The organism is Echinicola sp. 20G (genome assembly GCF_015533855.1).
Taxonomy (GTDB): Bacteria; Bacteroidota; Bacteroidia; order Cytophagales; family Cyclobacteriaceae; genus Echinicola.
The window spans coordinates 1,391,667-1,409,490 of the sequence record NZ_AP024154.1; the positions used below are offsets into that span (position 1 = coordinate 1,391,667).

Genomic DNA, 17,824 nt, shown 5'->3' on the forward strand with positions numbered 1-17,824 from the left:
AAATAAGGTATTATTGAGAACAAAAACGTGTATCAACGGATACTTTTTATCCTGTAGTCAATTTGTTTTATCTATTAACTCCACCGACTAAAAATGACAAATGAAGAAAAGCAGGCCGCTGAAAAGAATATCAGATGGGCTTGGATTTGTGGAATAATTTCAGCTGTTGTAACGCTAATTGTTGGAATCTTAGGGCACTATATTGACGATTTTCGCTACCATTATGATTATGATCTATGGTCGATATTGGATGTATTATTGATTGGAGGGCTGACCTATGGGATTTTTAAGAAAAACAGGTATTCCGCATTATGTATGTTGATTTACTTTGTGGGCTCCAAATTGCTGAACATAGTGGATTCTGGAAATACTTCTGGGTTGCTGTTAGCAGTAGGTTTTGGAGTCGTCTATTACCGGGCAACTGTTTCCTGTTTTAGGTTGCACAAGGATGCTGTTGAGCAAGGAGAAATGGAACCTACATCAACAAAGAGAGGAGCCGCATTTTATGTAGGAATGTCAATAGCAGGTTTCTTGGGCTTGTGTTTGGTTATTTTAATGGTTCTTGGGCTTATGTCTCCAGAGATAGAGGTAATTCCAGGAAGACAGGTGGATAAGGAATATGTGAATTTTTTGAGAACGGAAGGTTTGTTGGAAGGTCTGGAGGAGATGCATTATTGGTACTCGGATGGTTTTACTGACTTTAAAGAAGGCTTTTACTTTTTTAGCGACCAAAAGGTAGTTGTTTACAATGAGTCATGGTTCGAACCTGCGATAATCATTCCTTATGAGCAAATTTTGGACATTAGCTTTGAGCGAGATTCATCTTTTTTTGAAGATAGTATGATTACGTTGTATTTGGATGATGAATCTTCAGTCTATTTTCCGGTATCCAGTGAAAATGATGGGGATATAAAATACTATGCAAAACTTAGGGAAGTTTGGAATGAAAAAGTTGGACAGCATGAAGATTAACCAAAGACTTGGACTTCATTTGTTTTTATGGGCAGGGTTGGTTTTACTATCTCCCTATGCCCAAGCACAAATAGACCTTGCTGATTCAAGTGCGCAAGTAATCGGTTATTGGATGAATCAGGAGGTTCAGTCCTATGAAATAAGCTTGGAGACTTATACTGTTAATAAAGAGGATACATCCTCGATCCAGACGATTAAATACAAAGTGGATATCAGCGTCTTGGATTCCACTAGCAGCGATTATACCATCCAATGGGTATATAAAGATTATGAAGTCAATACCCAAAATCCGTTTTTAGACAAGATGGTTAAGATGGGAGAAAACCTAGTTGTAAAAGTTAGAACCAATGAGTTGGGAGTTTTACAGGAAGTCATTAATTGGAAGGAGATCAGGGAATTTATGTGGAATGCAGGTGATATGATAAAGGGAGAATTAGGTGCTGATCCAACTCTAAATAAGTTCATTGATCGATCTATGAAGACCTATAACAGTGAAGAAGCCATCAGGGCCAATACCATCCATGACATTTTGCAGTTCTATACCTTACATGGGGCAAAGTACCCTCTTGGTGAGCAGCTTTCGGGAGTGATACAAGTGAGAAACAATGCAGGTGGGGACCCTATTGATACTAATATTTGGGTTTCCCTGGATGAAATTAATGTAGAGGATGATTATGCCGTCTTTAGTGTGCAGCAGTCTATAGACCCAGAGAAGTTGACCGATGCCACATATGAATTTCTTAAGCAAAGCGGAACCTTAGGAGCTAATTTACCGCGTCGAGAAGCCTTTCCTGGCTTGACCAGTGATACTTGGATTTATGCTGTCATTCATGGCAGCTCTGGCTGGCCAATTTACAGTGAACAGCTGAAAGAAGTGAGTAGTGTGGAAGGCACTATTAGAGTGGAGGAAAGAGTAATTTCATATCTTGATCAAGAGGATGAACAAAATTGATTTCAAGTCACCAATTGGGATTTTGAGGAAGGGCTCAGGGATAGCTGTTATTATTGTATTTTTTATGGTTAGGGATAATGCAAACATGCTGCTAACCACTTTGATGTTTTGTGCCTTTTTTACCTTTTTGGACAAGTCCAAACATTTCCAATCTAACCCTTTAAAATGGGCTTCTGCTTTATACTTTGCTTTACCAATATTAGCTATGGTATACTTCCTTGCTGTTGGAGAAAAAATCAGTTGGCTGAAAGGTGCAGCCTTGGTATAAGTAGTCCCCATTGACAATCTGTTTTTTGAGCGATCAAGTCTGAATAGGGAAGAAAGGTATTTTGATGTATCCCAAAAGGCTCAGACACTAAAATTTGTGGGGGTTTAAAAATATTTGACCAAATATCGGAGTGTTTTCCTTTCAAATCCTTATTTTCATAAAAACCGTATATTTGCAGGATAGTTAATCCCTCCTGACTTAGTGTTTATGAAAAGTGGCATTACGCATCTGGTTGATTTATGGAAAGAAGGGTATTCCAACCACATTGAAAAGTACCAACCCTACCAAGCAATAGAGCAACTAAAGCATGTGGCGGCATTGTTCAGCCCTGGTGAATTTTATTATTTTATTTTGAACATGTACAATTTGGAATTGGAATATGTTCACCCTGGAGTTAGTAAGTTTATTGATGTAAACCCTGGAGACACCAAAATCGAAGAGCTTCTGACGACGGTTGTTCCTGATGATATGGCATCTGTTCAGGAAAAGGAATTGCTGCTGAGGGAATTTATGGACAATATTGTCGACCCCAAGCAACTGCCTTTTTATAAAATGATGTACATGTACCGAATGAGGGATCGGAATGGTAAATTCCGTACCATGCTTTTACAGGTAAATGTACTTTCTGTGTCTGAAAATGGAAAAGTGGAACACATTCTCAGTGTGCATACGGATATTTCCTATATGGGGGTAAGCAAGACAGACAAGGTTTCTTTTATCAGCTTGAATGAAGGGAAGTCTTACTATAACATCGACCCGAAGACTGATCCATTTCGACAAGAAAATGACGAGGAAAGTGGCCGCTGTATTAGCGAGTTACTTACCAAAAGGGAGCTGGAGGTGATTCAACTTTCTTCCAAGGGATTAAATGTCAGTAAAATGGCGGTCGAGCTGAATATTTCTGAATACACAGTTAGAACCCACCGGAAAAATATGCTGAAGAAAACGGAATTTTCCAACATACCTGAGCTGGTCTCGCATTGTGTGATGGAGGGCTTGATCTAATTAGCAAAGATTTGTTCTAAATGATCAGTTGAGGTACTTGATGGGGTGATAAAACAAGAATTTATTTGTATCATTATTTTTTGACCCAAACACCTCATTATCATGGAGAAAATCATGAGCTTCCTCAAAAGGAAAAAGTATGAGATTTTACTTTTAGCGCTTGTCCAACATTTGTATACTGCAATTTTTTTTAAAGACCTGGTTTTCTATATGCAGTATATTTGGCCGATTAATACCATGCTTTTAGGCCTGGCCAGTGTTGGGGTATTTATTGAAAAGGGGAAGTGGAAGATCATCATCAGGAACATCTTACTAATCATTGTAATTTTATTGCCCGTATGTCATTCTCTGTTTAGGGATTCACAATTTTTTATTGAGTTGCTGTCCCTAACTTACATGGCATTTTTTGCATTGATTTTTTGGGAGGTCATTAAGTTTCTAATCAAACCAAGTTATGTCAATGCAGACATCATTTTTGCGGCTGCTTGTGGGTATTTTATGTTGATTGAGATCAGTGTATTTGTCCTGCAATTTGAGTTTTACAAGAATACTGGATCAATAGCTAACTTAAATACTTCAACATTGGCAGATACGTATCTTGATTTGGTTTATTTGGCTTCCATTATTCAAACTACTATTGGGTTTGGTGACATTACGCCATCCATTCATGTCACTAAGTTGACCACTTCATTTTTAGGTGTAATCAGTCAGTTTTACAATGTGGTGTTGGTGGGTATCCTGATCAGTAAATATTCGACCTACAGGAAAAATTAATGACTTGCTTCATTCTAGAATGAAGCAAGTCATGGAAGTTACTGTTTACCCAAATAAACATATTCCTTCCCTTCTTTTGTAATGATCATTTTCGATTTGCTTAATGAGGTGATAGTCCCATAGATATAAAAATCACTATTTTGGCTCATGATTAGATAGTACCTACCTTCGGGAGTGGAGGAGTTTTCCCATTGGTTCGTCACTCCCCAGTAATCATAATTAAAGGAATTTGGATGATTATTTTTATTGGTGTATTTAATAGCGGTGGAATCAGATTTAAAAGTAAAACTTTCATAATAAGTGTCCCCAGATCCTGGTTCTGCCATCCAATCCAATTCCCAAGGACCATTTTTTATTAATATATCATTTGGTTCAAGATAGTTAATCGATCCACTGAATTGACTTGATACCTGATTTCCAAACCCATCCTCATATACTAAGGAAAACTGAAATGATTGGTCTTCTACTTCAGTTGTGCTGAAGGTTACAAAAAACTTTTCGGGATTTCCTGTTAGATCACTTACCTTGACTTTATTATTCTCGGAAATGGAAATGGAGAGACTTTCTAGGTCATCTACAAACCTACTTTCAGTTTTAGTATTAAAATCTGGAAGACCTAAGCTAGGAAACTTTGTGATTAACTGTTTATAGAGATTTATAAATTCACCAATAACAGGAATGCTAAGGTTGGTGTCTCCCTCGCTTAATGTTCGAAAATTTATTTTTATGGCAAAAGCCACTTTTTCATTATTATTAAAATTGAGGGGATCTGTATTTAGCCTGAAATTTGAAATGGCTCCATCTGTATAATTGAAGGTACTTTCCGCTAAATCGTTTTGAGCAAAATACGCCATATTTAGCAAATCTGAAACAGCGGTTTTTACTTTGTTCATTAGAAAGGACTTTTCACCTGTGATAAGGCTAAGGCCAATATCTAAAGCCCCAACTACTCCAATTCCCACTGCTGCACCTGCTGAGCTTTGTACTACAGCCAAGGCCCCTATCGTATATATGGTTACTTTTTTCATTTGTGTGAACCGACATGCTGCATTGCAGTCACCCATGAATCTATTATTGGGATTGCTATTTCCAGTCAGGTCATCATAGATTTCCAACTCTGTTTTTAGATGCGTAAGTTGTGCGGAGTTTGCTTGGATGAAAGCTGCGGCTTGTTGTTTTTCTTCTGTGGTTAGTTGATCAAAATCAGCTTTGGCTTTTTCTAAACCACTTTTGTCCAAGTCATTATAGTAGGCATTTTCCCCCAAATAATCTGATAAGTAGTTTTCGACATAACTTTCTGGATTGTCAATGGATGCAGCACCGATGATATTAATTTTGGATGAAAAAGCTATTCCCTCTGTGGTAAAAGAAATATCCTGATTACCAAAATTTACATCCACGGGAACCATAAATATCAATTCATTGCTACCAGTTCTTTGGAGGTTAATGGGGATACCTCCTAAAGTGCCTGCAATGGAAGAAGCTGAAATCGGAGTTTCTGTGGTTATGGTAATCATTTGAAGGGGATAAACTTCAGAAGCATTTAGCTTGATTTTGTTGCTAGTGGACGAGGGTGATTGATCCTCTTCTCCCCCACAGGAAAACACGAATAATAGCAGAATTATTGGAAATAATTTAATGTAGAAATTTTTCATTTTGATAGAGTAGGTTTTATAATAAAAAAATGTGCTGTGTAAGACGGCTAAAGTTAGTTTCTAACAGCACTACTTCCAATACTCCAAAAAGTGTATTTTGATTTGAAATGCGCTATATAGTAAATCAAACATCAAATTAGTGATATTTATGAACTTATCACTCAAAGGTGTTTTATGCTTTGATCTCTTCAGGTCTAATTCTTTGAAACTTGCATCGAAGATTATTTACTATTAAACTCAATGTCTAGGCAAGAATGTTTGCCCATCTATTTAAGACCTAAGATTTATGTATTATTGTAGGATGTATTTAAAAAATAAACTCCCCTATACAATGAATAAATTTTGTGCACTGTTGCTTGGTTTGCTATTGATAGCCAACATGCTATATGCCCAAGAGAAATCTCCTTATGTTATTTATAATGGCAAAGGCAAGAAAGTCAGTTATAAAAAGATGTTGAAGGAGTTGGAAAAGGCTGACATCATACTCTTTGGTGAAGAACATAATTCGGCTATTGCCCATTGGCTCCAGTATGAAGTCAGTAAGGATTTGGGGCAGTCCAGAGAGTTGATTTTGGGAGCGGAGATGTTTGAGGCGGATAACCAAAAGCCATTGGATGATTATTTGTCCGATCAAATAGACCAAAAAGGCTTGGATACCTTGGCGAGACTTTGGAATAACTATAAGACAGACTATGCCCCTTTGGTGAATTTAGCCAAAGAAAGCAATATCCCTTTTATTGCGACTAATGTCCCCAGAAGGTTTGCCAGTAAAGTTTACAAGGAGGGCGGTTTTGAAGCCTTGGAAAAATTATCCCATGAGGAAAAGGACTGGGTAGCTCCTCTTCCTATTGCATTTGATGCAGAATTGCCAGGGTACCAAAATATGCTGACGATGATGGGGGATCATGGCAGTGTGGATATGGTCAAGGCACAGGCGATCAAAGATGCCACCATGGCCTACTTTATTTCTAAAAACTATCAGCGAGGTAAACTGTTTATACATTACAATGGAGCTTATCACTCCAATAATTACGAAGGAATTCTCTGGTACTTGAAAAAAGATGATGCATCGAGGGTGTATAAAACCATTTCAACAGTTACGCAAAAAGACATTTTTGAGTTGGAGGATGAGTACGAACGTTTGGCTGATTTCATCATTTGTGTAGATGAAGACATGACCAAGACCTATTGATGGGTTCTTTGGATTTTAACCTATGATGAATGGGATTTCAAATATTAACTGTATTTTTATTTTAGGTATTGTGCTTATTTTAAGCAAACAAGCTAATGTTTTGCAGAAATGTTAATCATTGACAGATGAGGAAGTTTTTAGGGAGTATTTTGGTTTTAATAGGGATGACATTCGGTTTGTCTTATGGACAGACTGATAGTTTAAGCCGGTCAAGGGATTCTATCAATGCTTTGACTTTGGAATCCTATGAGTCTAAGATTGCTGCTATTGAGCTGCAGCGAAAGTCTGACTCCATCCGCAGAGCTGAACTTGAAGCTCAATTGAATTCCCTCAAAACGACAGATAATCTCAAAAAAGAGGAGCTGCAGGCCCAGCTTAACGAAATAAGCAGCCGGGAATCAGCCAGATTGGCACAGAAAAGAGAACAAATAGATTCTTTGCGTAAAAACACCGAAGGTTATCCTGTGTTTGGCGTAAATCGTGATACACTTTTTTTTATTTACACTAAGATTGGAGCATCCAGACCTAAGGAACGTGCAGCGAAAATTACTGAGAAGATTCAGAACTTATATGATGATGATTACTTGGAGCTCGATAACATCAAGGTGGTGGCGGTGGATAATCTGGCGGATATTGTTTACGAGGAAACCATTCTAATGAGTGTTTCTGAAATGGATGGACTTTGGAACGATACTACCATTCATGGATTGGCAGAAAATTATGCCACGATTATCAAGGAATCCATTGTTCAGGCCAAGAAAGACAATAGTTTTATCTCTATACTTATCAGAATTGCCTTGGTGGCTTTGGCCATTGGTGGCACTTGGTTTTTGCTATGGGCTATCGGAAAAGGACATAGGACGGCATTGAAGTTTATTGCTAATCGAAAAGATAAATGGCTGAAAGATCTTTCTTATAAAGACTATACTTTTCTGTCAGCTTATCAGGAATTGAAAATTATCATTTTTGCAAGTAGACTGATCAAGTGGATCATTTATGTACTTGTTTTGTACATCGCTATGCCTTTGGTATTCAGTATTTTTCCTTTTACCAGAGGTTGGTCGGTTCAACTTTTTGATTTAATCTGGTCTCCTTTCAAGTCTATTTTTATATCTGTTTATGAGTTTTTACCGGATCTCTTTAGCATTTTAGCCATCTATTTGGTCATGCGCTATGTGATCAGGTTTGTCAAATATATATTTGAAGAGATCCAACATGAGAAGTTGGTCATCACTGGTTTTCATGCAGATTGGGCCAAGCCAACTTATAACATTGTCAAGTTTCTGCTCTATGCATTTATGTTGGTGATCATTTTTCCACATTTGCCAGGCTCGGACTCTGATGCCTTTAAAGGGGTATCCGTTTTTATTGGGATTCTTTTTTCGTTGGGTTCTTCATCAGCCATTTCCAATATGATTGCAGGCTTGGTCATTACCTATATGCGGCCTTTTAAAATTGGAGATCGTATCCGACTTGGAGAAACAAGTGGTGATGTAGTTGAAAAAACCCTGTTGGTCACCCGGCTTAGAACCATCAAAAATGAAGAAATCACCATTCCCAATTCAGCCATTCTCACTGGAAATACCATTAATTATAGCTCTTATTCCAAAAATGAAGGTTTGATTATCCACACTACGGTTACCATCGGTTATGATGTACCTTGGCAAAAGATGTATGATACTTTGATTGAGGCGGCACTAAGGACAGATATGATTATGAAAGAGCCCAAGCCTTTTGTTTTACAGACCAGTTTGGATGATTTCTATGTGGCCTACCAAATCAATGCGCACACCCAAGAAGCCAGTAGGCAAGCACTAATCTATAGTAACCTTCACCAAAACATCCAAGATGTTTGTAACGAAAATGGGATTGAAATCCTTTCCCCGCACTACCGCGCTGCCAGAGATGGAAATACGACTACTATTCCTGCTGATTACTTACCGGAGGATTATCAGGCTCCATCTTTTAATGTGAAAATGGATAAAGTGGATAAAGACAAAAAAAATAAAGAATAAGTTTATAAACCTGCAGATTAAGATTAGAAAGCCATACTTGCCAATCCTATTTCCCATTATGACCAAAGCCACACCATCACTTTTATTGTTACTTTTTTTAATAGCTGCCTGTGTCAGTAAGCCTTATCAAAAAGTGGGAGATTACTCCTACGTCCAAAGCGCCAATAGGCAGCATAAAGGTTGGAAGCTGATCTGGCAGGATGAATTTGAAAGTAACGAACTGGATACCAGCAAATGGACAAAAATTCCCCCCAACCAAGCAGATTGGGGAAATTACATGACTATAGATGATCGGTGTTATGCCATCGAAGATGGGAAAATCTATTTGAAAGGTATCCAGAATAATGATTTAAAAAGTGATGAGAGACCTTTCCTGACTGGTGGTATTTACACCAAAGGAAAGTTTGCCTTTCAATACGGAAAGATAGAAATCCATGCCAAGCTGGAGTCTGCACAAGGTGCTTGGCCAGCCATGTGGATGCTTTCCGAGCATAAGAAATATGGTAACTATCCCAAAAACGGAGAGATCGATATCATGGAGCATATCAATTTTGAGGATAAAGTCTATCAGACGACCCACTCCTACTATACCTTAGATCTCAAACAAACCCAAAACCCTCCCCATGGCGGAACCGCCAATTTTGATAAAGAAGCGTTCAACACCTTTGGTTTGGAATGGTCTCCGGATAAGTTGGTATTTACCCTTAATGGTAAGGAAACATTTGTCTATCCGAGAATAGAGAATGTGGATAAGTCCCAGTGGCCCTACGATCAACCTTTTTACCTTTTAATAGATATGCAATTAGAAGGTTCGTGGGTAGGAGAAGCAGATCCGGAAGATTTGCCTGTACAAATGATAGTGGATTGGGTGCGGGTTTATCAATAAAAAGCTAACCACAATATTGAAATTCCCGTACTAAGGTATCAGTGCCCTATTGTGAATTTGCAATGTGGATAAGTAAAACAAATCACCATAAATATCAAAAAAATGATGCTTAAACGTTTTGTATTGGCAGCAATGATGCTTTTCTCAGGCTTACAATTAAGTTTCGCCCAACAAAGTCTTGAAGTTCCAGCCGATCCTACAGCCATTTCCCCTTTGCTGATTGGGGAGAAAATCCCAAACAGCCAACTGAAAGATCCTGAAGGCAATAAAGTTGCTTTGCAAGAGATAGTTAGCAAGCAGCCTACCTTATTGATCTTTTATCGTGGAGGTTGGTGCCCTTACTGCAATAAGCACTTGGCCGAATTACAAACTATTGAGCAGGATATTTTGGACATGGGCTATCAAATAATAGCGATCAGTCCAGATGCGCCTGAGCAACTGAAAACCACTTTGGATAAAAACGACCTCACCTACAGTCTATACTCAGATAATGATCTAAAAGTAACGAAAGCTTTTGGTTTGGCTTTTCAAGCTCCTGACCGATATAAGGATATGCTCTTCAAAGCTTCCGATCAATTGAATCCGGGCATTATCCCTGTTCCGGCCGTCTTTGCCTTGGACCAGGAAGGTACGATACTGTTTGAATATATTAATCCAAATTACAATACCCGAATTAGTGGAGATCTGTTAAAGGCTGCGTTGGGAGCATTGTAACATCCTTAAAATAAAAATAAGCGGATCAGTGGGAATGTGGGATTTGAGTAAGTTGATAGTATATGCTTCCTTAATAACTTCTCATTTTTATTTAATGCTAAAAAGCCCAGAAAGTGTTTCTTACTGGGCTTTTTAGCATTAATGTTTTATCTATTCCTCTACCATCACTGCCTCTCGATGCTCCAGTCCCCATTTTACCATTGCATCGAGGACATTTTTTATTTTTTTTCCTGATGGAGTCAGTTGGTATTCCACGGTCACCGGAGTGGTGTCATGGACGGTCCTTTTGACAATGCTGTTCAGCTCCAGTTCTTTGAGTTCCTTGGAAAGCATCCTTGGTGTAATCTTTGGAATTTCCCTTTCGAGTTCTTTGAAGCGCTTGGTGCCATAGCATAGGGAGCCAATAATGGGCAATTTCCATTTGCCGCTGATGGCATTCATGGCCTCACGGACAGCGATAACGAATTCACCAGAACATAATTGAACTTTTTGATTTTCTACAATTGTTTCCATAGCCCAGTTAGTTGTTACTATACTTTTGTATACCGGTATACAAAAGTATAGTAGTTACTTTTGTATAGCAAATATAGCTAATTTTGGGATATCAAAAAATGAAACTTAAAGATTATGAGCTTAATAGAGAACCTAGAGTGGAGATATGCCACTAAGAAAATGAACGGCAATGTCGTTCCTCAAGAAAAAGTAGATTATATCCTTGAAGCAGCCCGATTGGCCCCTTCATCTTCAGGACTTCAGCCTTATCGGGTTTTGGTCATCACTGATCCGGAAATCAAGGAAAAGATCAAACCTATTGCTTGGGATCAAAGCCAAATTACAGATGCTTCGCATATTTTGGTGTTTGCTTCTTGGGACAAATACACCGAGGATAAAATCGTAGAAGTTTTCCAAAAGACCTTAGAAGAACGAGGGCTTCCAATGGACACCATGGATGCCTATAAGGAAAGGTTGTGGGGAATGTACAGCCAACTACCTGAAGCATGGCACGCCAACCATGCAGCCAAGCAGGCCTATATCGCCTTTGGGATGGCTATTGCCGCTGCTGCAGAGCAGAAAGTAGATGCCACGCCTATGGAAGGATTTGACAATGCCGCATTGGACAAGTTGTTGGGCCTTGAAGAGCATGGCCTCAAAAGTGCTGTGATTTTGCCTTTGGGTTACAGAGACGCATCTGAAGACTGGTTGGTCAAAATGAAAAAAGTAAGAACTGCCAAAGAAGAGTTCTTGTTAGAAACTGTTTAACGCAACGAAAGAAAAAATGAAAAAAGACAATATTATTTATTGGGTGACGACAGCAATTGTGGCTTTGATGATGCTTTTCAGCGCCTATAATTACTTTGCTGACCCTAATATGAAGGTGGGTTTTGAAGCCATGGGCTTCCCTGATTTCTTCCGCATAGAATTGGGAACTGCCAAAATCATCGGTGCATTGGTACTGTTGATTCCGGGTATTCCACAATTGTTGAAAACCGGAGCCTATGTGGGTTTTGTAATCGTGTTTATTTCGGCATTTATCACGCATTTGGCTTTGGGAGATGCCTTTTCAGCGGCAGTGATGCCATTGGTGTTTTTGGCTATTTTATTGGTTTCTTTCCGATTCCAGCAAAAACGATTGGCTACAGTCAATGAATAGACTGTAAATAAACAAACAACCATTTTGAGAAAGGCCACCTTATTGGGTGGCCTTTTTTATTGATCTGGTCAGTTTTATCCAAACATATAGTTTGAAGCATTGTCGAATTACTTATATTCCGTTTTTAACTTTTATAAAAGTCAAATAGCTCCAAACTGCTCATGAAAGACAGTCTTATTTTGGATCTTCCCAAATTATACGAGAAGATCGAGTCCAAATCCCAAGAAATTGGTTTTACCATGCCATCGGACCGATATATCGGTGCTTTATTAAAGACACTAATGCTGTCCAAACCAGGAGGAAATTTTCTGGAGCTGGGAACGGGCATTGGCTTATCGCTGTCCTGGATGATTGATGGGATGGATAAAAATGGCAAGCTGACGACTGTGGACAATGATTTTGCTTTGTGTGAAATTGTGCAGGGCTTTTTTGGTGCGGACAATCGGGTAAATATTGTTTGTATGGATGGAGCTGATTGGATCAAAAACCATCAAGGAAAACCATTTGACTTGATCTTTGCGGATGCCTGGCCAGGAAAATACAGCCAATTGGAGGAGACTTTGGCGATGGTCAAAGTGGGTGGTTTTTATGTAATCGATGATATGACTGCTCAGCCCAACTGGCCAGCAGGCCATCAGGAAAATGTGGATAAGTTGGTTTCTTACCTGGAGTCCCGGGAAGATTTTTCCATTTGCAAGATGAATTGGTCCACCGGAGTAATTGTGGCGAGCAGAAAGAGCTAGTGTGAACTAAAGTCCATTTATAGTACTATCAAAATTATCTAAATTGAACACCATATGAAATCCAACCCGTGGATTTTCGGTATTGTATTATTGTGTTTATTTACATATTGGGCTTGGTGTAATTATGAGCTACCCCTTTGGGGGAAATCTGTTGCAACAGAAGGCTTAATACTGGAAATAACAACAACAAATGGATATGGAGGAAGAGGTTATGGTTATAGTATCAATTATGCATTTTCCGCCGATGATTCCATTTATATCTCCAACACCAAATTGAATGGAGATTTAGGAAAAAGGGATGTGGGATCTAAAGTAGAAATCAGCTATAAGAAATCTAATCCTGCAGAAAATAAAGTTGTAAAGTATTTTGAACCCCAAACTTTAATGGAAAAAGAGGTATTTAGCCGAAGCAATAATGGCCATTTGTTTGTATTAAAGTTTCAAAATGGCATACTATGCCAATCAATAATGGAGGGGCATAATAGACTTATCGAAAAGTGGTTTGAGTATACAATTGTAAAAGACACAATCAAGGTTGAGCCGATATATGACAGTAAAATTGAAAAGCCTTTTACAGATCGGAAGTTTTTAAGATTAGAAGATGGAGGACACCAGTATTTGTTTGCTCCTGAGAGTAATAGGAAATACTATTAGGAAAATCAATCTCTTTTTTAAGGCTCTTTATTGGCAGGAATTTCACTGTTTCCGCTTCCTTCTCGTCCACCAACTTCAACAACCTCATAAACTATAAACCGGCTTGCTCCTCTCCATGGAAGTTTGCCCAAGTATTCACGGTAGCGAACTTCTACAAACTTGCCACTGGCCCTTTCCAGTTTTTCGGAAACCTCATCACCTTGCCCGCTGAAGCGGAATTCATTGCTTTGCAGGGCTCCTGCTGTGGGACTTTGGAATCCCTCTTGCACCAGTCTGCCTTCCCAAGTTTTGAAAACAAAGCCTTTTTTCTCGTAATAGTTGAGGGTGCCCCCTTTTACTCCTTGGGCAAAAACAAAGAAGAACCTCCAATAGATCACACCAGCAATAATTAATACTAGGGAAAAAATGGCAATTTTGACGTATTTATTCATGGTTAAAGGCTTTTTAAACAGGTTAGTGCTGACAATAAAATAATGAATATTAATTTCTGATTATTCGCCGAATAAAACAATAAATATCTTTTTGGATTTGCGAACTTCTCTATTGGAACACATTAAAAAATTAGTTGATACTGGAGTTTTCTTTTGATTATTTACTATTATTGATCTTAATTTTCGAAATGTTGTTTTTGTGCTCGATTTTTTCAAGCGTTGTAAAATTTTTAGGCATTGTTTAAAAGTGAGCCACAATGATGTATTGTAAACTTGGATAAGAAATGATGAAGAGATTTTTATTGCTTGCTTGGATTGTATTACTATTTGCGCCCGCTGCATGGTCACAAATTGAGTTTGATCAAATAGCTAATTTCGGGTCTAGAGGGATTTCAAACTTAGCTTTAGTACGGAAAGGTAATCATTTTGGTATGATTGATAATCAGGGCAATTTGGTTATTCCGGTAGAATATGAGAGCATTGGGCAATTTGGAGCGAATGGAGTTTCCGGCTTAGCCTTGGTCCGAAAAAGAAACTACTATGGCCTGATCGATACCCATGGCAAGTTGATCGTCCCTGTTGAGTATGAAAGTATTGGGAGGTTTGGAGCGAATGGAGTTTCCGGGTTTGCTTCGGTCCGAAAAAGAAACTACTATGGCCTGATCGATACCCATGGCAAGTTGATCGTCCCTGTTGAGTATGAAAGTATTGGGAGGTTTGGAGCGAATGGAGTTTCCGGGTTTGCTTCGGTCCGAAAAAGAAACTACTATGGCCTGATCGATACCCATGGCAAGTTGGTCGTCCCTGTTGAGTATGAAAGTATTGGGAGGTTTGGAGCGAATGGAGTTTCCGGGTTTGCTTCGGTCCGAAAAAGAAACTACTATGGCCTGATCGATACCCATGGCAAGTTGATCGTCCCTGTTGAGTATGAAAGTATTGGGAGGTTTGGAGCGAATGGAGTTTCCGGGTTTGCTTCGGTCCGAAAAAGAAACTACTATGGCCTGATCGATACCCATGGCAAGTTGGTCGTCCCTGTTGAGTATGAAAGTATTGGGAGGTTTGGAGCGAATGGAGTTTCCGGGTTTGCTTTGGTCCGAAAAAGAAATTACTATGGCCTGATCGATACCCATGGCAAGTTGATCGTCCCTGTTGAGTATGAAAGTATTGGGAGGTTTGGAGCGAATGGAGTTTCCGGGTTTGCTTCGGTCCGAAAAAGAAACAACTATGGCCTGATTGATACAAATGGAAAATTGATTGTCCCCATTGAATATGAAAGTATTGGCAACTATGGCGTTTACAATCCGAAATGGGCGTTGGTGAAGAAAAATGACAAGTTTGGCTTTATCAATTTAGAAGGAGAGGTGGTAGTGCCCGTCAGGTATGATGATCCAAATGATGTGGAGTAATTAACTCTCATAAAGAGTCAATTGGCTTGGTTCATATAAGATAATCACCAACTATCCATGCATATAGTTTTAGGATTGATTTTAAACTTTTAATCCATCAAAAAATGCTAATTTGTTATTCCATAAAAGACACTTTACCATCAACCAACCCAAAATAGAATGAAAAATAGAAGAGAGTTTCTTATAAAATCAGCCTTAGGTGCAGCAGGATTGATTACTGCTCCATCATGGCTTCAGGGGGCACCGGCTTTGATCAAATCATATGGTAAACCCAATTCCCTGATCAATGGGGTGCAAATAGGCTGCATCACCTATTCATTCCGGTCAATGCCCGAGCAAAGTGCAGAGGCTACCTTAAAATATGTGACAGATGCGGGCATCAGTGCCATCGAATTGATGGGTGATCCTGCTGAGCACTTTGCCGGAAAACCTCAATTAGATATGGACAGGGGCCGAATGTATCAGTTGGCAGGCAAGGCCCGAAAGGGAGAAAACATGACAGCTGAAGAAAAAGCGGAATTGGAGGAGATGAGAGCTGAAAGTGAAGCTTATGCAAAGGAAGTAGCGGAGTGGAGGGCCAAGGTGGACATGAAGAAGTTCGAGGAACTGCGAAAAATGTACAAAGCCGCTGGGGTCAGCATCTACGCCTTTAAGCCCAATGCTTTTGGAAAGAATAATACCGATGCAGAAGTGGCCTATGGAATGAAAGCGGCCAAAGCTTTAGGCGCCACCCATATTACCTTGGAGCATCCTTCAGATGAAGCCCAAACGCTGCGCTTGGGCAAACTGGGTGAAAAATACAAAATGACAGTAGGCTACCATGGTCATACCCAAGAGACATTTGACTTTTGGGATACGGCCATCGCCCAAAGCCCGAGAAACGGTTTGAACCTAGATGCAGGACATTATATTGCTGCAGGAAATACGGATTTGATTCCTTTGATCGAGAAGCAACATCAGCGCATCATGAGCATGCACACCAAAGACCGACAAACCAAAGCCAATGGGCAGGGGAATTTGCCTTGGGGAACCGGAGATACTCCCATTCCTCAATTGCTTACCATGATGAAGGAAAACAAATACAAATTTCCGGCTACCATAGAATTGGAATACAAAATTCCAGAGGGATCAGATGCGGTTAAAGAGGTGAGAAAGTGCCTTGAGTTTTGTGAAAGAGCCCTTTCTTGATATTCTCTGATACGATAAGATGAAATCCCGCCCTCTACTGGGCGGGATTTATTTTTACACTTTTATCCCATCCAACTTAAAAATATTGTAATAATTGTGGTATAAATAACTTGTATTTGTAGATTAGTGCCTCATTTATCCTTAATTCAAATATTTTTAAAGAAGGCGTTAGGTGATTTTTTAGAGTGATACTTATTACTGTTTCACTTTTTAATTGCTTAAGCAGAAGCGAGAATTTGTTTATCAACCATGGAAAATAAAGACCATATCAGTTTTGCTGTGCAAGAATTTCCACCCTTGCTCAACCGGATCAAGGCTGCGATGATAGATTTAATCATCATACTGATTATTTTCAGTCTATCTTCAATATTGATAGATGTATTGGGAGATCCCCCAAATTGGGTTCGTGGAATGATCTTTATTTTTTCTATTTATCTCTATGAGCCCATGATGCTCACTTTTTTTGGAGGGACACTAGGACATTTATTGTTAGGGCTCCGAATTAGAAGAATGGAAAATCAGCATGACAAATTGAATATTTTTCAGGCATCAGGAAGGTTTTTGGTCAAGTACCTTTTGAGCTGGATATCTTTTCTCACTGTGGCCACTAACAGTAAAAAGAGAGCCATACATGATTTGGCGAGTGGCTCGATAGTTTTGTACAAATAATCATCATTCAAATATCACAAATAATGAAGACACCAACTTGGGCCATTATCATTGGCATCTGCATGTTACTTTTTGGAGGATGCGGTATGATCGGCAGTACACAGGCAGTGTTTTTGCCGTCTGTATTGGAAATTCAACGCAACATGATGGATGGAATAACAAAAAGCCACGATATGATGTACGCCATGTCAGTTGACAGTTCCATGCAAATTCATGATTCCACGGCTGTGAATTCCTCTGCCGAAATAAAGATGCAAGAGAAAGTTTTTAGAGAAGCTTTTACTCAAGGCATGAATATGTTTTCCATTTCTGAATATGCAAAAAGGTGGACAATCATTTTTGGCTACCTAGGAATTTTGGTTGCAGGTTTTTATTTCTTGTCAGGTATATTTCTCTTGGTGAAATTACCCCGTGCTATCAAAATGGTATTTATTGCCCTAATTATCAGCATAGCTTTTAGCTTTCTTCAGACCATCGTGATGGTCTTTGATGACAATAGCGGCTTTATGACCCTTAGCTTGGGTGTTGGAAACCTCTTTGGGGTGGTATTGGATGTGATCCTGTTGATTGTCTTATTGGCAGTAGATAAATCTACTTATGTCACCAGAGGAAGGGCACTTGAAACCACCCATTAGAAAAGCGTTTTTAA

Annotated in this window: 20 protein-coding genes; 16 read left to right on the forward strand and 4 right to left on the reverse strand. The window is 39.1% G+C overall.

Annotated elements, in window-relative coordinates; translation table 11 throughout:
* Positions 1–93 precede the first annotated feature (93 nt).
* Together JL001_RS06145 and JL001_RS06150 are read left to right on the forward strand one after the other, a co-directional pair.
* A complete protein-coding gene (locus JL001_RS06145) occupies positions 94–972 on the forward strand; it encodes a hypothetical protein (protein WP_200975261.1) in 879 nt (292 codons plus the stop codon).
* On the forward strand, positions 944–1,924 hold the full coding sequence (locus tag JL001_RS06150; protein WP_200975262.1) for a hypothetical protein: 981 nt from the start codon (positions 944–946) through the stop codon (positions 1,922–1,924). The genes JL001_RS06145 and JL001_RS06150 overlap by 29 nt, the downstream gene beginning before the upstream one ends.
* Here JL001_RS06150 and JL001_RS06155 read toward each other — a convergent pair.
* On the reverse strand, positions 1,892–2,203 hold the full coding sequence (locus JL001_RS06155; RefSeq protein ID WP_200975263.1) for a hypothetical protein: 312 nt from the start codon (positions 2,201–2,203) through the stop codon (positions 1,892–1,894). The two genes, JL001_RS06150 and JL001_RS06155, sit on opposite strands and share 33 nt — an antisense overlap.
* A 196-nt stretch (positions 2,204–2,399) precedes the next feature.
* On the opposite strand from JL001_RS06155, the gene JL001_RS06160 reads away from it, so the two are divergent.
* Together JL001_RS06160 and JL001_RS06165 are read left to right on the forward strand one after the other, a co-directional pair.
* The gene (locus JL001_RS06160) at positions 2,400–3,197 is read left to right on the forward strand and encodes a LuxR C-terminal-related transcriptional regulator (protein ID WP_236252728.1); all 798 of its coding nucleotides are present in this window, start codon (positions 2,400–2,402) and stop codon (positions 3,195–3,197) included.
* Positions 3,198–3,299: 102 nt separating this feature from the next.
* A complete protein-coding gene (locus tag JL001_RS06165) occupies positions 3,300–3,971 on the forward strand; it encodes an ion channel (RefSeq protein WP_200975264.1) in 672 nt (223 codons plus the stop codon).
* A gap of 38 nt (positions 3,972–4,009) precedes the next feature.
* On the opposite strand, the gene JL001_RS06170 is transcribed toward JL001_RS06165, so the two are convergent.
* Complete coding sequence (locus JL001_RS06170) at positions 4,010–5,626, reverse strand: hypothetical protein (protein ID WP_200975265.1); 1,617 nt, start codon at positions 5,624–5,626, stop codon at positions 4,010–4,012.
* Between the two features lie 331 nt (positions 5,627–5,957).
* On the opposite strand from JL001_RS06170, the gene JL001_RS06175 reads away from it, so the two are divergent.
* The 4 genes from JL001_RS06175 (at position 5,958) to JL001_RS06190 (ending at position 10,433) form a co-directional block, all read left to right on the forward strand.
* The gene (locus JL001_RS06175; RefSeq protein ID WP_200975266.1) at positions 5,958–6,818 is read left to right on the forward strand and encodes a ChaN family lipoprotein; all 861 of its coding nucleotides are present in this window, start codon (positions 5,958–5,960) and stop codon (positions 6,816–6,818) included.
* A 125-nt stretch (positions 6,819–6,943) separates the two neighbouring features.
* A complete protein-coding gene (locus tag JL001_RS06180) occupies positions 6,944–8,833 on the forward strand; it encodes a mechanosensitive ion channel family protein (protein ID WP_236252729.1) in 1,890 nt (629 codons plus the stop codon).
* 58 nt (positions 8,834–8,891) lie between these two features.
* The gene (locus JL001_RS06185; RefSeq protein ID WP_200975267.1) at positions 8,892–9,719 is read left to right on the forward strand and encodes a glycoside hydrolase family 16 protein; all 828 of its coding nucleotides are present in this window, start codon (positions 8,892–8,894) and stop codon (positions 9,717–9,719) included.
* A gap of 102 nt (positions 9,720–9,821) precedes the next feature.
* Positions 9,822–10,433, forward strand: a complete 612-nt coding sequence (locus tag JL001_RS06190) for a peroxiredoxin-like family protein (RefSeq protein WP_200975268.1) — start codon at positions 9,822–9,824, stop codon at positions 10,431–10,433.
* A gap of 150 nt (positions 10,434–10,583) precedes the next feature.
* On the opposite strand, the gene JL001_RS06195 is transcribed toward JL001_RS06190, so the two are convergent.
* Positions 10,584–10,946 carry a helix-turn-helix domain-containing protein gene (locus JL001_RS06195; RefSeq protein WP_200975269.1) on the reverse strand — a complete coding sequence of 121 codons (363 nt, stop codon included), beginning with the start codon at positions 10,944–10,946 and terminating at the stop codon, positions 10,584–10,586.
* 114 nt (positions 10,947–11,060) lie between these two features.
* Here JL001_RS06195 and JL001_RS06200 point away from each other — a divergent pair, with 114 nt between their 5' ends.
* From JL001_RS06200 to JL001_RS06215, 4 genes are all read left to right on the forward strand, one after another.
* The gene (locus JL001_RS06200; RefSeq protein WP_200975270.1) at positions 11,061–11,693 is read left to right on the forward strand and encodes an NAD(P)H-dependent oxidoreductase; all 633 of its coding nucleotides are present in this window, start codon (positions 11,061–11,063) and stop codon (positions 11,691–11,693) included.
* A gap of 16 nt (positions 11,694–11,709) precedes the next feature.
* Positions 11,710–12,084: a DoxX family protein gene (locus JL001_RS06205; RefSeq protein WP_200975271.1), complete on the forward strand. Its 375-nt coding sequence runs from the start codon at positions 11,710–11,712 to the stop codon at positions 12,082–12,084.
* A 161-nt stretch (positions 12,085–12,245) separates the two neighbouring features.
* Positions 12,246–12,827 carry an O-methyltransferase gene (locus tag JL001_RS06210; RefSeq protein ID WP_200975272.1) on the forward strand — a complete coding sequence of 194 codons (582 nt, stop codon included), beginning with the start codon at positions 12,246–12,248 and terminating at the stop codon, positions 12,825–12,827.
* 54 nt (positions 12,828–12,881) lie between these two features.
* Positions 12,882–13,481, forward strand: a complete 600-nt coding sequence (locus JL001_RS06215; RefSeq protein ID WP_200975273.1) for a hypothetical protein — start codon at positions 12,882–12,884, stop codon at positions 13,479–13,481.
* A 17-nt stretch (positions 13,482–13,498) separates the two neighbouring features.
* Here JL001_RS06215 and JL001_RS06220 read toward each other — a convergent pair whose 3' ends face one another.
* Positions 13,499–13,912 carry a hypothetical protein gene (locus JL001_RS06220; protein ID WP_192009795.1) on the reverse strand — a complete coding sequence of 138 codons (414 nt, stop codon included), beginning with the start codon at positions 13,910–13,912 and terminating at the stop codon, positions 13,499–13,501.
* A 284-nt stretch (positions 13,913–14,196) separates the two neighbouring features.
* Here JL001_RS06220 and JL001_RS06225 point away from each other — a divergent pair, with 284 nt between their 5' ends.
* The 4 genes from JL001_RS06225 (at position 14,197) to JL001_RS06240 (ending at position 17,810) form a co-directional block, all read left to right on the forward strand.
* On the forward strand, positions 14,197–15,318 hold the full coding sequence (locus tag JL001_RS06225; RefSeq protein WP_200975274.1) for a WG repeat-containing protein: 1,122 nt from the start codon (positions 14,197–14,199) through the stop codon (positions 15,316–15,318).
* 159 nt (positions 15,319–15,477) lie between these two features.
* Positions 15,478–16,506: a sugar phosphate isomerase/epimerase gene (locus tag JL001_RS06230; RefSeq protein ID WP_200975275.1), complete on the forward strand. Its 1,029-nt coding sequence runs from the start codon at positions 15,478–15,480 to the stop codon at positions 16,504–16,506.
* Positions 16,507–16,755: 249 nt separating this feature from the next.
* Positions 16,756–17,175 (forward strand): RDD family protein, encoded by a 420-nt coding sequence (locus tag JL001_RS06235; RefSeq protein WP_200975276.1) that lies wholly within the window; start codon positions 16,756–16,758, stop codon positions 17,173–17,175.
* Positions 17,176–17,198: 23 nt separating this feature from the next.
* Complete coding sequence (locus JL001_RS06240) at positions 17,199–17,810, forward strand: hypothetical protein (protein ID WP_200975277.1); 612 nt, start codon at positions 17,199–17,201, stop codon at positions 17,808–17,810.
* Positions 17,811–17,824: the final 14 nt, after the last annotated feature.

What these genes read in the sequence shown, in the direction of transcription:
- JL001_RS06185 (WP_200975267.1), top strand. Translation starts at nt 8,892, where the DNA reads ATGACCAAAGCCACACCATCACTTTTATTGTTACTTTTTTTAATAGCT.
- JL001_RS06155 (WP_200975263.1), bottom strand. Translation starts at nt 2,203, where the DNA reads ATGGGGACTACTTATACCAAGGCTGCACCTTTCAGCCAACTGATTTTT.
- JL001_RS06170 (WP_200975265.1), bottom strand. Translation starts at nt 5,626, where the DNA reads ATGAAAAATTTCTACATTAAATTATTTCCAATAATTCTGCTATTATTC.
- JL001_RS06175 (WP_200975266.1), top strand. Translation starts at nt 5,958, where the DNA reads ATGAATAAATTTTGTGCACTGTTGCTTGGTTTGCTATTGATAGCCAAC.
- JL001_RS06150 (WP_200975262.1), top strand. Translation starts at nt 944, where the DNA reads ATGAAAAAGTTGGACAGCATGAAGATTAACCAAAGACTTGGACTTCAT.
- JL001_RS06240 (WP_200975277.1), top strand. Translation starts at nt 17,199, where the DNA reads ATGAAGACACCAACTTGGGCCATTATCATTGGCATCTGCATGTTACTT.
- JL001_RS06195 (WP_200975269.1), bottom strand. Translation starts at nt 10,946, where the DNA reads ATGGAAACAATTGTAGAAAATCAAAAAGTTCAATTATGTTCTGGTGAA.
- JL001_RS06235 (WP_200975276.1), top strand. Translation starts at nt 16,756, where the DNA reads ATGGAAAATAAAGACCATATCAGTTTTGCTGTGCAAGAATTTCCACCC.
- JL001_RS06220 (WP_192009795.1), bottom strand. Translation starts at nt 13,912, where the DNA reads ATGAATAAATACGTCAAAATTGCCATTTTTTCCCTAGTATTAATTATT.
- JL001_RS06215 (WP_200975273.1), top strand. Translation starts at nt 12,882, where the DNA reads ATGAAATCCAACCCGTGGATTTTCGGTATTGTATTATTGTGTTTATTT.
- JL001_RS06180 (WP_236252729.1), top strand. Translation starts at nt 6,944, where the DNA reads ATGAGGAAGTTTTTAGGGAGTATTTTGGTTTTAATAGGGATGACATTC.
- JL001_RS06210 (WP_200975272.1), top strand. Translation starts at nt 12,246, where the DNA reads ATGAAAGACAGTCTTATTTTGGATCTTCCCAAATTATACGAGAAGATC.
- JL001_RS06200 (WP_200975270.1), top strand. Translation starts at nt 11,061, where the DNA reads ATGAGCTTAATAGAGAACCTAGAGTGGAGATATGCCACTAAGAAAATG.
- JL001_RS06205 (WP_200975271.1), top strand. Translation starts at nt 11,710, where the DNA reads ATGAAAAAAGACAATATTATTTATTGGGTGACGACAGCAATTGTGGCT.
- JL001_RS06145 (WP_200975261.1), top strand. Translation starts at nt 94, where the DNA reads ATGACAAATGAAGAAAAGCAGGCCGCTGAAAAGAATATCAGATGGGCT.
- JL001_RS06165 (WP_200975264.1), top strand. Translation starts at nt 3,300, where the DNA reads ATGGAGAAAATCATGAGCTTCCTCAAAAGGAAAAAGTATGAGATTTTA.
- JL001_RS06190 (WP_200975268.1), top strand. Translation starts at nt 9,822, where the DNA reads ATGATGCTTAAACGTTTTGTATTGGCAGCAATGATGCTTTTCTCAGGC.
- JL001_RS06230 (WP_200975275.1), top strand. Translation starts at nt 15,478, where the DNA reads ATGAAAAATAGAAGAGAGTTTCTTATAAAATCAGCCTTAGGTGCAGCA.
- JL001_RS06160 (WP_236252728.1), top strand. Translation starts at nt 2,400, where the DNA reads ATGAAAAGTGGCATTACGCATCTGGTTGATTTATGGAAAGAAGGGTAT.
- JL001_RS06225 (WP_200975274.1), top strand. Translation starts at nt 14,197, where the DNA reads ATGATGAAGAGATTTTTATTGCTTGCTTGGATTGTATTACTATTTGCG.